General features: G+C 54.8%; 9 protein-coding genes and 3 pseudogenes. 10 read left to right on the top strand and 2 right to left on the bottom strand.

The window, feature by feature from the left end; genetic code table 11:
• Positions 1 to 486: 486 nt before the first annotated feature.
• The 5 genes and pseudogenes from AABA21_RS29945 to AABA21_RS29925 form a co-directional block, all read left to right on the top strand.
• Positions 487 to 834: pseudogene (locus tag AABA21_RS29945) on the top strand (RRXRR domain-containing protein); the annotation flags it as partial.
• A gap of 625 nt (positions 835 to 1,459) precedes the next feature.
• Positions 1,460 to 1,987: pseudogene (iscB, locus tag AABA21_RS29940) on the top strand (RNA-guided endonuclease IscB); the annotation flags it as partial.
• Positions 1,988 to 2,582: 595 nt separating this feature from the next.
• Complete coding sequence (gene ltrA / locus AABA21_RS29935; RefSeq protein WP_338255892.1) at positions 2,583 to 4,310, top strand: group II intron reverse transcriptase/maturase; 1,728 nt, start codon at positions 2,583 to 2,585, stop codon at positions 4,308 to 4,310.
• An 88-nt stretch (positions 4,311 to 4,398) separates the two neighbouring features.
• A pseudogene (locus AABA21_RS29930) lies at positions 4,399 to 4,858 on the top strand (RNA-guided endonuclease IscB); the annotation flags it as partial.
• Between the two features lie 36 nt (positions 4,859 to 4,894).
• Positions 4,895 to 5,938 (top strand): aldo/keto reductase, encoded by a 1,044-nt coding sequence (locus AABA21_RS29925; RefSeq protein WP_338258491.1) that lies wholly within the window; start codon positions 4,895 to 4,897, stop codon positions 5,936 to 5,938.
• A gap of 21 nt (positions 5,939 to 5,959) precedes the next feature.
• Here the strand turns inward: AABA21_RS29925 and AABA21_RS29920 are convergent, their stop codons facing one another.
• A complete protein-coding gene (locus AABA21_RS29920; RefSeq protein ID WP_338255889.1) occupies positions 5,960 to 8,323 on the bottom strand; it encodes an ATP-binding protein in 2,364 nt (787 codons plus the stop codon).
• Between the two features lie 33 nt (positions 8,324 to 8,356).
• On the opposite strand from AABA21_RS29920, the gene AABA21_RS29915 reads away from it, so the two are divergent.
• On the top strand, positions 8,357 to 8,518 hold the full coding sequence (locus AABA21_RS29915; RefSeq protein ID WP_338255888.1) for a hypothetical protein: 162 nt from the start codon (positions 8,357 to 8,359) through the stop codon (positions 8,516 to 8,518).
• A 263-nt stretch (positions 8,519 to 8,781) separates the two neighbouring features.
• Here AABA21_RS29915 and AABA21_RS29910 read toward each other — a convergent pair whose 3' ends face one another.
• Positions 8,782 to 9,339 carry a GNAT family N-acetyltransferase gene (locus tag AABA21_RS29910; RefSeq protein ID WP_338255887.1) on the bottom strand — a complete coding sequence of 186 codons (558 nt, stop codon included), beginning with the start codon at positions 9,337 to 9,339 and terminating at the stop codon, positions 8,782 to 8,784.
• Positions 9,340 to 9,800: 461 nt separating this feature from the next.
• Here AABA21_RS29910 and AABA21_RS29905 point away from each other — a divergent pair, with 461 nt between their 5' ends.
• From AABA21_RS29905 to AABA21_RS29890, 4 genes are all read left to right on the top strand, one after another.
• Positions 9,801 to 10,853: an LLM class flavin-dependent oxidoreductase gene (locus AABA21_RS29905; protein ID WP_338255886.1), complete on the top strand. Its 1,053-nt coding sequence runs from the start codon at positions 9,801 to 9,803 to the stop codon at positions 10,851 to 10,853.
• 123 nt (positions 10,854 to 10,976) lie between these two features.
• On the top strand, positions 10,977 to 11,828 hold the full coding sequence (locus tag AABA21_RS29900) for an LLM class flavin-dependent oxidoreductase (protein WP_338255885.1): 852 nt from the start codon (positions 10,977 to 10,979) through the stop codon (positions 11,826 to 11,828).
• 210 nt (positions 11,829 to 12,038) lie between these two features.
• A complete protein-coding gene (locus AABA21_RS29895; RefSeq protein WP_338255883.1) occupies positions 12,039 to 12,887 on the top strand; it encodes a COG4705 family protein in 849 nt (282 codons plus the stop codon).
• 274 nt (positions 12,888 to 13,161) lie between these two features.
• Positions 13,162 to 15,147: a GTP-binding protein gene (locus AABA21_RS29890; RefSeq protein WP_338255882.1), complete on the top strand. Its 1,986-nt coding sequence runs from the start codon at positions 13,162 to 13,164 to the stop codon at positions 15,145 to 15,147.
• Positions 15,148 to 15,210: the final 63 nt, after the last annotated feature.

Raw genomic sequence — 15,210 nt, 5'->3', positions numbered from 1 at the left:
TTGGGGAAAACCCCTCTTTTGTTGTACTATAGAACTTCAGGAAAATATCTATCTGCCCCTGGCTTTCGCACCTGCGGTGCTCAGAAATTTTTATGGGTTGGTGTTACAGGAGCGCGAATGCACTTCTGTAACACCAACCCAACCAGGGCGGGGGCGCTCACGTACCCCTCTAAAACAAGGGGGAAACACTCTCTCAAACCTTTTGTTGTAGTCAATAGAAGAGAGGAACAACTCGGTCAGGAACCCCACGCCTTCTGGCGGGGGCTTGTGAAAGCAAGTCCATACCTGACCAGTCTCAGCCTTGAAACACAGGCTCCGTTCGGGAGGAAATAGGTACGGCAGGGTGCATGCCAGCCCTGCCCTCTACGGTCAGTCGTTAAACATCCCTACAGGGTTAAGGAAGTGCGATTGACGCCAAACCCTCTCGAACATTGACGAGGCACACATTACCCCGGCAACGGGAGGCTCTGAAAGGAGCAATCAACGATGTCCTCTGTATTCCTGCTTGATACCACGAAGAAACCGCTCAACCCGGTTCATCCGGGAGAGGCACGACGCTTGTTGTCACAGGGGAAGGCCGCGGTGTGGAGGCGCTTCCCCTTCACGATCATCCTGAAAACCGAAGTTGTTGAACCAGCCGTACGACCTCTGCGTCTCAAGCTCGACCCAGGCTCCCGGACGACGGGGATCGCGCTTGTCAACGACGTTTCAGGCCAGGTCGTCTTTGCCGCAGAACTCTCGCATCGGGGACAGGCCATCAAAACCAGCCTTGACGATCGCAGAGGTGTCCGACGCTCACGACGGCAGCGCAAGACCCGCTATCGCAAAGCGAGATGTGCGCCGCGTCACGCGGCCATGTATCTCCCCTGAAAGGGGAAAGAACTTGAAGGGAAGTTCTTGGGTCACCCATCTTACCTGGACCTGAAAAGCGAAGGGGACCGTAGCATGATGGGAACGTGGGGAACATCCAGAGACGTTGCGGATGAATCGTACCTGCAAGACCCGCGTCGTATGGCTAAAGCTAGACTGCTTGAACCCTAATCCTGACTTGGTGAAACTTTGCCGCCCATCGGAAAAACGCCTGACACCGATGTCATGATATGCCTTAGTTACCAGCGCGAACTGAGACAACCTTCATATCATGAAAGAGTACCCAACGGGGGTAAGCAAAGGGATGAGTAGGGAGCCTAAGCGATGCTAGAACGTACATGACCGACGGAACGTGGGATTGCCTACAGACGCAAGCGCGTCCAAGGCAACGGAGCCGCCATAGTAGTCCGAGACGATAACACCGATCACATGGCGAAGGGCGGCAGGGAGTTCAGATTGTAAGCTCAGAGAGGTACTCGTGATGAGGGACGCCAAAACTGTCTTAGCAATCGTCCGAGAACGAAAGGGTATCGGAATGAACGAACGGAAAGCTGTATGCACTGAAAGGTGCTCGTACAGTTTGGTGGGAGGCCGAAGGAAAAGGGCATACAATGTACCTCGCCAGCGGCCTACCCAACGGCACAATCGTCGCGTCCCCAAAGGGTGGCTCCCACCATCCTTGCTCAGCCGTATTGCCAATGTGCTCACCTGGGTTACGCGTCTCTCACGACTCTGTGCCATCACCACGATCAGCATGGAACTGGTTCGCTTCGACACGCAATTGCTGGAGAACCCGGAGATAGGCGGCGTTGCATATCAACAAGGGACCCTCATGGGGTTCGAAGTGAGAGAATACTTGCTCGAAAAATGGGGAAGAAAATGCGCGTACTGTGGAGCGACTGATTGTCCTTTGCAGGTTGAGCATATTCACCCCCGTGCCACCGGGGGCACCGATCGAATCAGCAACTTGACTCTGGCCTGTGATCGGTGCAACAGGGCCAAGGGGACCCAGGATATTCGGATCTTCCTCAAGAAGAAACCCTTCGTCCTGGAGACGATTCTGGCGCAGGCACGCCAGCCGCTCAAGGATGCTGCCGCCGTCAACGCCACGCGGTGGCTGCGATTCGTTTGCTCCAAAACCGCTTAAGCGGGGGCGGAACAGCAACGGGACAGGTGTCTCGTTGACAACTGATAGTTTGATGATGGGCGCAATTCCCATCCCTTTAGGTGAAGAGAGGAACAGCATTCTCCCCTCGGTAGCGACTGGTCATCAATCCGAGAAGCGGGAGGAAATGGGGCGACGTTGCAAACTCGGTGTGACGGACACCCCTAGCAAGTTGCTATGGCTAGCGCAAGCGAACCTGCACATTAACCGTCGTTATGGCGAACAAGCCAAAGCGAGTTAACGCAAGTATCAGGGAGCCAATGCGGGGCTTGGTCCAAAACGGACAAGGATAGGGGCCGACAGATCCACCGCTGATCGGTATTCACCCCCACGAAACCCGGCGGACAGCAGGAGTCCTACGGCAACGCAAAACGAACTATCGGAACGAAGTAACCGACAGATAGCTCTCATGTGAGGTCGAAAACATGAGTAGGTACCAACCGTAAGCATCTGTGAGGTGGGATGGTCTGAAAAGCAAACGCCTGAAGTAATGTTCAGGATAGGCTGACGCAGACCCGATACTGTGGAATGAAGGAGCGCAAGTCGCATGGAACAAACCAAGGCACCGGACGCAAGTCCGAGTGAGGAATGGGCCGGATTACCCTGGCGCAAGCTAGAGCAACACCAGTACCGCCTGCAAAAGCGCATCTTCAAAGCCTCCGAACGTGGAGATCTAAAAGCAGTTCACAAACTACAGAAATTGTTAATGAAGTCTCGGTCTGCCCGACTCTTGGCAGTGCGACGAGTGACCCAGGACAATCAGGGCAAGAAAACCGCTGGGATAGACGGTGTAAAATCCGTCCAACCAACAGGAAGATTAGCAATGGTTGAGGCAATTCACCCAAGGCATATGAACAAGAGGAAGCCACAACCGCTCAGACGCGTCTGGATACCCAAACCAGGAAAAACTGAGCAAAGACCGTTAGGAATACCAGTGATGTTCGACAGGGCATGTCAGGCATTAGCCAAAGCCGCCCTTGAACCGCAATGGGAAGCCTTGTTTGAGGTCAATAGCTATGGTTTCCGACCGGGACGCGGTGCCCATGATGCGATAGGAGCAATCTTTAGCAATATTCGACTCAAGAGCAAATATGTTCTTGATGCGGATATTAAAGGCTGTTTCGACAACATCAACCATCAAGCGCTCTTAGCAAAACTGTCCACCTATCCGGCAATGAGACGACTCGTAAAAGGCTGGCTCAAAGCAGGAGTGATGGAAGCATTGGAACTCTCCCCAACGAAGGCAGGGACCCCGCAAGGTGGAGTAGTGTCGCCATTGCTTGCGAATATTGCCCTCTATGGAATGGAAGAAGCACTGCAGAAAGCCTACGTCGGTGAGAAGAAGGCGCCATCCGCTTTACGAGGAGCACCACAACTCATTCGATACGCAGACGATTTTGTAGTGCTGCATGCTCAGGAAACAGAGATCATCAAAGCACAACAGATTATTGAGATGTGGTTAAAGGGCATCGGATTGGAACTGAAACCGAGCAAAACGCGACTCTCCCATACTCTGAAGGAATACCAGGAAAATGTAGGGTTTAACTTTTTAGGGTTTACCATTCGACAATTTCCGGTAGGAAAGACCCATACGGGAAAGGGGAAAACGTCCGGTTTCAAAACGATCATCAAGCCAAGTAAAGAAGGAGTCCAACGCCATCTGCAAGAACTCAGAAAAATCTTACAGAAAAGTCAATCACTTCCCCAAGAGGAACTCATTGACCAATTAAACCCAGTCATTCATGGATGGGCACTGTATTATCGAACGGTCGTTTCCAAGAGACAACTCGAGGCATGCGATCACCACCTGATAAGTATGCTCTGGCAGAGGATGACCCGAAAACACCCGAAGAAAAACGCGGGATGGGTAAAAAGAAAGTACTGGCGGACAGTAGAAGGGAACAATTGGACATTTGCAACCACAGCAGGGGACAAGCAAAGAACCCTACGATGGCACGCAAACACCCCCATTCAGCGGCATGTGAAGGTAAAGGGCAGAGCAAGCCCGTTTGACGGAAATCTCCTTTACTGGACAAAGCGCTTAAAAAATCATCCATTAACAAGGACGACACTAGGAAGGCTGCTACAGAAACAGCAAGGGAAATGTCGATGGTGTGAACTTTACTTTCGGGAAGAGGATCTTATTGAGATTGACCATATCACCCCGAAAAGTGAAGGTGGAGGTGAAGAGCTCAGCAACAAATGTGCTCTGCACCGTCATTGTCATGACCAACGACATGCGAAGCACGATGCGGAGTGTATCAATGACAACTGACCGCAGTATTGAGGAGCCGTGTGAGGTGACAAGTCTCACGCACGGTTTTGAAGCCGAGCGGAGAGGGCGACCTCTTCGCTTAGGCAGCGCACTCCTCGATCGACTCAAAGCAACGGGGTTGCCTGTGGAAACCGGTTCGGGTGGGCTGACCAAGTTCAATCGATTCCAGCGCAAGATGGCCAAGACCCATTGGGGTGACGCGGCTTGTGTCGGCAGGAGTACCCCGCAGGTGTTGAAGGTCGACCAGATCCATCCATTGCGCATTCGGGCAACGGGACATGGGCGACGACAGATGTGCGTCACCGATAAATACGGGTTTCCCAAGCAGCACAAAGGCCGGAAAGGGACCTATCTCGGGTACCGGACCGGTGATATGGTCAAGGCGGTCACGCCGAACGGAACGTTTCAGGGGCGCATCGCGATTCGCTATCGTCCGTCATTCCGCCTGGGCAAGATCGATATTCATCCGAAATATATGCGCCGTCTGCATCGGGTAGACGGCTATGCGTATCACGACGAAAGGAGTGCGTGATGCTCCTCCCCATGGGTCAACCGAGGGGGACCCGCATCACGCGAATTATACGATGGAATATAGGCAACTTGGAGGCTCTGGCCTGAAAGTTTCCGCACTTAGCTTCGGAACAGCGACCTTCGGCGGGGGCAACGAGTTCTTTAGCGCCTGGGGCAAAACCGATGTGGATGAGGCGCGTCGACTGGTCGATGTCTGCCTGGAAGCAGGCGTCAATCTCTTCGATACCGCGGACTCTTACTCCAATGGCCGGGCCGAGGAGATTCTGGGCAAGGCTATCGAGGGACGGCGCGATCAGTTGCTTATTTCGACCAAGGCAACATTTCGCACCGGCGAGGGTCCCAACGATCTGGGCTCCTCACGCTACCATATCATCCGCTCCTGCGAGGACAGCCTGCGCCGCTTGAATACGGATCATATCGACATCTATACGATGCATGGCTTCGATGCGCTTACCCCGGTTGAGGAGACGCTTCGCACCCTTGATACCCTGGTGCAGAGCGGCAAGGTGCGCTATATCGCCTGCTCCAATTTCTCGGGCTGGCACCTGATGAAGTCGCTGGCCGTGGCGCAGAACTATGGCTGGACGCGCTACGCGGCCCACCAGGCTTTCTACTCGCTGGCCGGGCGCGAGTACGAGTGGGAACTGATGCCACTGGCCCTCGATCAGAAGGTGGGGACGATCGTCTGGAGTCCCCTGGCATCTGGGGTACTCTCGGGTAAAATACGCCGCAACCAGCCTGCACCGCAGGGCAGTCGCGTGCAACAGATCGGTTCGGAGGGTTCACGTATCTCTGACGAGAAGCTCTATGAGATCGTAGATGCACTCGAAGCTATCGCCGAGGAGACGGGCAAGTCGGTGGCCCAGATCGCGTTGAACTGGCTGCTGCAGCGCCCCACGGTCGCCAGCGTTATCGTTGGCGCGCGCAATGAGGATCAGCTTAAGCACAATCTTGGCGCAGTCGACTGGAATCTCACCCCCGAACAGGTGGCGAAACTTGATCAGGCCAGCGAGATACCAACCATCTATCCATACTGGCACCAGCGCCCGTTCGCCGAGCGCAATCCTCTGGCAGTCTCTTACTATAAAAAACGTTAAGCTCCCCGAACCAGGCCGATGCTAGTTCTGCGCGCTGGTCTTTTCCGCCAGCGCGCAGATCTCTTCCATGGAGAGATTGCGTCCCTCGATCCACCAGCGTTCCCACGTTTCGACGTTGACCTGCGCCTGCATGCGGTCGCGATTGGCAAAGTAGAGTGGACGGTATGCGACCGGGACCGTGGAATTGAGGCTTTCGTAGAGCGCTTCGGCGGCGGCACAGATGTGGGCGGTGAAGAAAGGTCCTCGCAGCCTGCCCAGCACGCAGCCCAGGGTGAGCAGGTCAGCGGCCAGCATGTAGTTATTGCCGGTCTTCCTGGCCAGCCACATCCCCTCGCGCAGGTAATCGCTGCTCAGCGGCAGATCCCCCTGGAGAAAAGCTAGTATTCCCAGATAGACCAGTGTAATCGTCAGGACGCCTGATTCGTCATATTCGCGCAAGAGCCGCATGGCTTCACCCAGCCAGGTACGTGCCTGCTGGATGTTGCCTTGCAACGTTGCCAGAGCCCCCAGCCTGCTCAAGGCGAAGGCATAGTTACGCCAGTCCTCCTGCTCATAGAGCAGTTGTGACGATTCTTCCAGGTAGGGGATGGCCCGTACATAATCCCCCTGTATATGCCAGGTATCGCCGATATGGAATAGCGCCCATGCGCGCCCAACCCGGTTGCCATCAGCCTCATATAATCGCAGGGCCTGCTGAGCCAGCTCACGCGAACGCTCGCAACCGACCTCCCAGAGGACGAGACGGGCGGTTCCCATCAGAAGCTTCGCATGCATAGATGATGGCGTATCGGACCGCATCGCGAAGAGGGCATCCACCCAGCGCAGGGCAGAGTGGAATTGCATACGCGCCTCCCAGAAGTGTCCCAGGGCGCTACTGATGCGTAGCGCCATCTTGCTTTCGCCGTTTTCCGTCGCCCAGGCCAGGGCAGCCCGCAGGTTCCCCTGCTCGCGCATGAACAGCGCCATCGCCGCCAACTGTCCGTCGCCAGCCAGGCTGGACGCTCCCTTTTCGGCCAATACCAGGTAGTAGCAGGCATGCCATTGCTGAACCTGCGCCAGCTCATCGGCCGCATTCAACTGTCCCAGGGCATATTCACGGATCGTCTCCAGAAGGTAAAAGCGCGGCTCCTGCGTCTCCCCAATGGCAAATCCCTCCTCCGGGCGCATGCGTTTCAGCAGGCTCTGATCTATAAGAAATTCCATCTGCTCCAGGACGTCGGGGATGGTGGCCTCTGGGTTGTCAAATAGCACAACAGCGCGGGCCGCCTCCAGGGTCCAGCCGTCGACAAATACACCATAGCGGCGGAAGAGCGTTTGATATAGGGGTGGCTGTAGCTCATAGCTCCAATCCAACATAGCCTGCAGGGTCTGGTGGCGCTGCAACATATTATAGGCACTGGTACGCAGAATGGATCCACCCCTCCCGGTCATTAACCACTGTAAAATGTCAGCTAATGGCAGCACCTTGACGCGGGCCGCCGCCAGTTCGATCGCCAGCGGCAGCCCATCCAGGCGGGTGCAGATCTGGGAGATGGTCCGAGCGTTGCGCGGCGTTATGCGAAAGGTCGGATCAACTGACTGAGCCCGTTCAACAAACAGGCGAATGGCGGAAAACTGTTCCAGGGTCTCTATATTAACGAGATCAGGTGAGGGGCAGATGGTAAGCGGCGGAACATCGAACTCATATTCACCATACAGGTGCAGCAGGACGCGGCTCGTCACCATGATCTTAATGGTTTGAGCACTCTGCAGCAGATCGCTGACGAATGGCGCGATATCGGGGATCTGCTCTACGTTATCGAGTATCAGCAGGAGCTTTTTGTTCTGCAGGAATTGTTTCAATATATCTTCCGGCCCCAGAGCACCCGGCTGGTCTGGATTCCCTTCTCCGGTTGCTGTCATGAGCCGCAACGCCTGTACGATCGTGGCGGGAACAAAGGCCACCTCGCGTATTGAGGTCAGGGAGATAAAAAAGACGCCATCGGCGAAATCGCGCTTGAGCACATGCGCTACCTCCAGCGCCAATCGTGTCTTGCCAACGCCCCCCATCCCAAATAGCGTTACCAGCCGTACCGCTGGCTGTAGCAATCGATCGAGCAACAACTCTACCTGATATTCGCGCCCGATCAGCGCGGTAGTGGGACCCGGCAGTACGTAATCGGAATGCACAGGGGACGTTGTTGATGTAGCCACAGTTGTTGTGGCGGCACTCGGGCCCGACTCTGGTTGGGGCTGCTCAGCCTCAAGTTTGTCCAGTGGCGCGCTCCCCCACTCCGGCTCGGAGAAAGCTTCCACCTTTAAGCCCATGATAGAGAGCAGCTGACCGGCTTCGGCGCGTGTGGTAATCGCGTCCCAATCAGCCAGGGTCTTGACGATCTGTTTCACCTCAGTATGGGTCGGGAAAGATCGCCGCGCCCCATGCAGCTTACGGCTCAGTACCTGCGCGTCAAGGCTAAGGGCATCAGCCAGTTCCTTTTGCAGACGACCCGCCCTGCGGCGCGCCGCCGTTACGAGATCACGAAAAAAGCTTCAGGCTCGCCGGCGCGTATGCATCATCTTTTTGTATTGGAGGTATCATAATATTCTTTGATAACGTGGTAACAGTATGTCTGCTATTGTCCTTTGGCTCGTATAATACGTCGATTATAACATGTAGATTTAATTCTTTTGGAGGAGAAGTACTTTATAGGTGTTTTGGTAACACGCAATGCATAAGCTTTGTATTTTGTATAAGCCTTGTACAATGGATCACCAGGCATGCAGTATCTTGCCTAAACTTAAATTCGTTTCTACGCACGGATGGACGGGGTAGTCAGAGGGGAGGATAATAGCTGAAGGAACCGTTATAAAGTAACGGACATGGAGGTGGGGTCCGGGTGGCTCTGTATATCCTGAGCAATAAAGCTGTTGCGCTCATAGAGCCGTCTGGCTGGACTATTCGTGCTGACAGACAGGCTCAGGGCGCTATAGCCCCGCTGAGAGGCGATCTGTTTGAGCGTAGACAGCAATGATTGGCCGATCCCACGCCGACGGGCATGTACCTCTACGGCAAGCGCAATGATGGGAATATCGCTGGCATAGAAGCCCGGCACAAAATCATCGGGAGAGGAGAAAAGACGGCACCATATGGCGCCGAGCCGTCGCCGGGTCATGGTATCTACAGCTAGCAGCGCGATATCACCCGGACGCCCCCAGCCACTTCTCCACGGCGCGATCTGAGGCAAACGCGCGACCAGCTCTGCATCACAACCAGACATACGGCAATGGCGCATCGGAAAAGCAGAGAGATAACACATCAACGTCAGAAATTGTTGATCCTCTTCAGCACATGTCGCGGGCCGCACAAACCATGAAACACCCTCCAGATCGCTAATCCAACACTGAGCTAAAGCAATAGACATATCAACAATCTCTTTCTGTGAATGCAGCCTGCCATCAAAGGTTCACCCTGCTTTCTACTTCCAAGTATAAGAAAAGCAGCCACGACATAGAAGAGTAAAGTTGATCCAAAGTTGATCCAAATCCTACAAATATATACATTTGCATGTAACTGCGTTATTGCAACTCCAGAACTAGTGTTCACGAGTCAGCCTTGTGTGGATGTTTGTGCCATGGGTTGCGCGGAGGCACAACCCATGGCACAAACATCCACACAAAAAAACCGCGCGACCGCGCAACGGACGCGCGCAGAAAAAGCGTGTCTGACACCTCCACCAACTTGACGGTTAAGGGTATTCACGCGTACAATATTATTGTAAGTTACATACATTTAGTTAGAGATGGTGGGTAGCAGGCATTGCTGCCCATATCCAGACTGGGGCCGCGCGCACTTCCGCCATACACGCCCTGCAAGGAGTTCTTGATGGAACTGGGATTTTATACGTTCGCAGATGTGATGCCTTCTCCATTGACTGGAGAGACGATCAGTCCCGCACAGCGGCTGCGCGACCTTATAGAAGAGATTGAACTGGCCGACCAGGTTGGCCTGGATGTGTTTGGAGTAGGTGAGCACCATCGCCCTGGATACGCGGTCTCGACGCCCGCGGTGGTGCTGGCCGCCGCCGCTGAGCGCACGAAGAAGATTCGTCTGACGAGCACGGTGACCGTCTTAAGCTCAGACGATCCGGTGCGCGTATTCCAGGATTTCGCGACGCTCGATCTGCTCTCAGGCGGGCGCGCGGAGATCATGGCCGGGCGCGGCTCATTCATCGAGTCCTTTCCACTGTTCGGCTATGACCTCGACGACTATGATGAATTGTTCACCGAAAAGCTGGATCTGCTGCTGCGCATCCGCGAGTCGGAACGCGTCACCTGGTCGGGACAGCATCGTCCCGCCCTCGATAACCTGGGTGTCTATCCTCGCCCCATTCAGAATCCGCTGCCGATCTGGATCGCCGTTGGTGGTACGCCCGCTTCGGTGCAGCGCGCGGGCATCCTGGGGCTGCCGCTAGCGATCGCCATTATTGGTGGAGAACCCGCGCGCTTCGCGCCATTAGCCAGGCTCTATCGCCAGGCGGCGCAGCACGCTGGGCATGATCCTTCTACCCTACCAATCAGCATCAACTCGCACGGCTATATCGCCGACACCTCACAGACGGCCCGAGAGGAGCATGCACCATACTACATGGAGATGATGAATATGCTGGGACGTGAGCGCGGCTGGGGCAAGATGACCCGGAGCCAATACGACGCCGGCAGTTCACTGCGCGGCGCGCTGCTGGTGGGAAGTCCCGAGGAGGTTACCGAAAAGATCCTCTTCCAGCACAAAATCTTTGGTCATCAGCGCTTCCTGATGCAGACCAGCGTCGGAGCAATGCCCCACAACAAAGTCATGCATGCCATCGAGTTGTTCGGTACCAAAGTCGCCCCCATAGTGCGGCGCGAAACCACCGCCGCCGCCGAGCAGCCACTATAATCTGCCGTCATGTGCAGCAGGTTATATGCGATGACATAAAAATATGACAGGAGATGTCAACAAGATAAGATAAACTCTCCCTTGAAATGCATTCAACAATCAATCAAGGGAGAGTTTATCGCGATGCAGTATGGTCTGGATATTCCAACGGCGGGTGCGTTCGCCGATCCGCGCACATTGGCCGATCTGGCGGTTGAGGCAGAAGAGGCAGGCTGGGATGGTTTCTTTCTGTGGGATACGATTTTTATGCCGGGACATCCCGAGATTCCGGTGGTAGATCCCTGGATCGCCCTGGCGGGGATCGCTATGCGTACCCAACGCATCAAGATTGGGGCTTTCCTCACACCGCTGCCGCGCCGCCGCCCCTGGCAGGTGGCGCGCGCGAGCGTGGGTCTCGATCACCTATCTAACGGACGCCTGATCTTCGGGGCCGCATTGGGCTATCACGATCTCGACTTTATCCCTTTCGGCGAGACCTTCGATCCCAAAATTCGCGCTGAGAAGTTGGATGAGGGATTGGCTATCCTTGATGGCTTCTGGAGTGGCGAAACCTTTAGCTTCGATGGCAAACACTATCAGATTCACGATGTGAGCCTGCAGCCCAGGCCACTGCAATCTCCGCGCATCCCTATCTGGCTCGCGGGCGGTTGGCCGCGCCGCAAGCCACTGCGCAGAGCAGCGAGATGGGATGGCATCTATCTTATGACCACCAACCAGGATACGGGCCAGATGCTGACGCCCGCCGAGGTACGTGAAGTCATCACCTATATCAACGCCAATCGCACAGCCAGAGGGCCATTTAACGTGGCCCTGAACGTGAAGCCATCCGAGAATACGCACCAGAACGCCGAACTGGTGCGGCAGTATAGCGAAGCGGGGGCGACGTGGTGGATCGAACTGGAACCAACCGATCAGGTGACGGAACAAGCATTCAAGGCATATTGCGAGCATATTCGTCGCGGCCCTCCTACGTAGGCCCTGGTTCAGGCTAAGTCAGGCTACGGTTAAGCGGCCTGACCATGCTTCAGCCAGTCTCCTATGGTCCTGAGGCAAGAGTACCAGAACGTATGATGGGCATTCTTCGATATGATACGATCAATATGAAGGATAAATTTCTTTTGTTCCGCAAGTATATATGAAAAGCACTGACAGAAACATTGTATCAGTATCGGGGAAAAATCGTAAATGAGCAATCCTATCTCACAGCGCCAGTCTGACGCGCAGTTTGATGCCGCCAATTCCATCTTCGAGCGCGACGGTGCGGCGGCGCAACCTGCGCACAAGGCTGCGCATCTTCTTAAAAAGGTTCCTGAAATTACCATCTTCTTCTGGATCATTAAATTGTTGACGACCGCGATGGGAGAAACGACCTCCGATTACATGGTCAACCATATCGATCCGGTGATCGCGGTCGCTATCGGAGCCCTCGGTTTATGCGTCGCGCTCGCTTTACAGCTCGTGGTGCGCCGCTATATACCGGCGGTCTACTGGTTCGCCGTGGTGATGGTTGCTATCTTCGGCACGATGGCCGCCGATGTGCTCCACATCGGACTGGGCATCCCATATCTCGCCTCGACCATCTTCTTCGCGATCGCGCTGGCCATTATCTTTGGCGTCTGGTACGCGACCGAAAAGACGCTGTCGATCCATAGCATCTACACGCTGCGCCGTGAGCTTTTTTACTGGGCCACGATCGTCACCACGTTCGCGCTCGGCACCGCCCTGGGCGATATGACCGCCACCACCCTGCACCTGGGCTACCTGGACTCCGGTATCCTCTTTGCTGTGCTGTTCGCCCTTCCAGGCCTCGCCTGCTGGCTGCTGGGCTTAAACGAGATCCTGGCCTTCTGGTTCGCCTACATCGTAACGCGGCCGCTGGGCGCCTCCTTCGCCGACTGGATGGGCAAGCCCCGCGACGCTGGTGGCATCGGCTTCGGCACAGGAACGGTCAGTCTGGTACTGACAATCCTGATCATCGCCCTCGTCGCCTATGTAACCATCACCCGCAAAGATATCGATCTCAAACAACAGTAACGCATCTACAAATCCGCCAGATAAAGCAACCAGCGAAACGATGTCTATAGACATTATTTTGCCGGTTGCTTTTTGCATATTCACGTATATTATCTGCGCATAACAAAGCTTGACAAAACGGACTCACATCATATATGGTACAACCACTCAACGTTGCTACACAGTAGCTTTATCGCAAAAAGACAGGAGAATCATCAAATGCGGCAATTCAACATTATTCATAAGGAGATTGAAATGAGAATAGAAGAACAGCACACACAGAGGATTTTACTGCATGCAGGTAGTGAACATTGGCATCGTCGCGCACGTGGACGCTGGAAAGACAAGCCTGACGGAGCGCATACTGTTTGAGACGAATGTTATCGCCGAAATTGGGCGCGTTGATCAAGGCAACACCCAGACCGATTCTCTAGAACTGGAAAAAAGAAGAGGCATCACCATTAAGGCCTCGATCGTATCCTTCCTTGTACGGGATCACGATCTCAAAGTTAATCTTATCGATACCCCCGGACACGCCGACTTTATCGCGGAAGTTGAGCGCTCATTCAGCGTACTGGATGGGGCGATCCTGGTGATTTCGGCCGTGGAAGGAGTTCAGGCCCAGACCAAGTTTCTTATGGCCATCCTGGCCAAGCTTGGTATCCCCACGATCATCTTTATCAATAAGATCGATCGCCGAGGCGCGCAGTCCGCCTCGCTCATCCAACACATCAAGGAAAAACTGACCGAGCGTGTACTCCCCCTCTCCACACCTGAAAAGATAGGCACGAAGGAAGCGTTTATCGTCGAGCATCGTTTTTGTCGCGATACCACTCCAACCTTCTTAGAAGAGTGTATAGAGATGCTCACCCTCAACGACGACCGTCTGCTGGCCGCTTATCTACGCGACGAACCATTGCCGGAGGAGCAGATCAGAACAGCACTGACAAAACAGGTCCGCGAGGCAAACCTTTACCCGATCTTCTTTGGCTCGGCCATCACCGGCATCGGCGTTGCCGAACTGCTCACGGGAGTAGCCACATTCTTCCCCACCAACAGCGGTCTGAAGGAAGCTCCGCTATCCGGGGTCGTCTTTAAGATCGAGAAAGAGACAGCCAGCGAAAAGATCGCTTATGTCAGGCTGTTCTCGGGCAGCATCAATGTCCGGGCATACGTCCCAGTGAGCCGCAATACTGATATACAGGAGGTCAATACGTATCAGGAAAAAGTCAAAAAGCTGCACCTGTTCAATGAAGGGAGAACGGTTCAGGCTTCAGCCATAGAAGCCGGTGAGTTCTGTAAGATCTGGGGATTCAAACAGGTCGGCATCGGCGATATCATAGGCGAACGATCGGACAGGATGAAAGACCTGCACTTTGTGGAACCACAGATGGAAGCACGCATCGAGGCGAAAGATCCATCACAAACGCAACAGCTCTACCGGGCCCTGGTGGAGATGGCGGAAGAAGATCCATTGATCAAGGTGCTCAAAGACACCTTTCACCATGAGATCTATCTACGCATCTTTGGCGAGGTACAAAAGGAAGTTATCGAGGCGATGTTGCTGGAAAAGTATGGTCTACAGGTGACCTTCTCTGAGACCAGGGTGATCTGTGTCGAAAAACCCGCCGGAACAGGACAGGCATTGGAGATGATAACCGCGGCGGACAACCCATTCGCTGCGACTATCGGCTTCAGGGTTGAGCCGGGCGCTGTGAACAGCGGCGTCAGTTATAAGCTGGAGGTCAAGCTCGGCTCGCTGCCCCTCCCCTTCCACCGGGCAATCGAGGAGACGACACGCGAGGTATTAAAACAGGGACTCTACGGCTGGGAGGTCACCGATATCAAGGTGACCCTGACCCATACCGGCTATTCCAGTCCGGTCACAGTGGCGGGCGATTTCCGCAAGCTGGTACCGCTCGTTCTGATGGAGGCGCTCTCCCGCGCGGGCACCACCGTCTATGAACCGCTGCACCAGTTTGAGCTGAACGCTCCCCTCTCTGCCATCAGCAAAGCGATGTTCAAATTATCCGCTTCAAGGGCAACCTTTGACAAGCCGCTACTGCGCGGCGACACCTTCCAGTTAACGGGACTGCTGCCAGTAGCGACCACCGAGGCATTCAAGAGAAACCTGAACTCTTTTACCGAGGGTGAAGGCATCCTGCTTACCAGGCCAGGGGGATTTCGCCAGGTAGAGGGCGCCTTCCCCATCAGGAAGCGCGCGGACTTTAATCCATTGAATCGCAAGGATTACCTGCTCCACGTCCTTCACGCTTACTAAGCACGGGCGCCCAATATGGGAGAGTGGTGTTGAACGGGCGCGGTTGCGCCCGTTCAACACCAC

It is taken from the genome of Dictyobacter halimunensis (assembly GCF_036245075.1).
The sequence above is the reverse complement of the archived record's forward strand: the minus strand, read 5'-3'. Positions and strand labels throughout refer to the sequence as shown.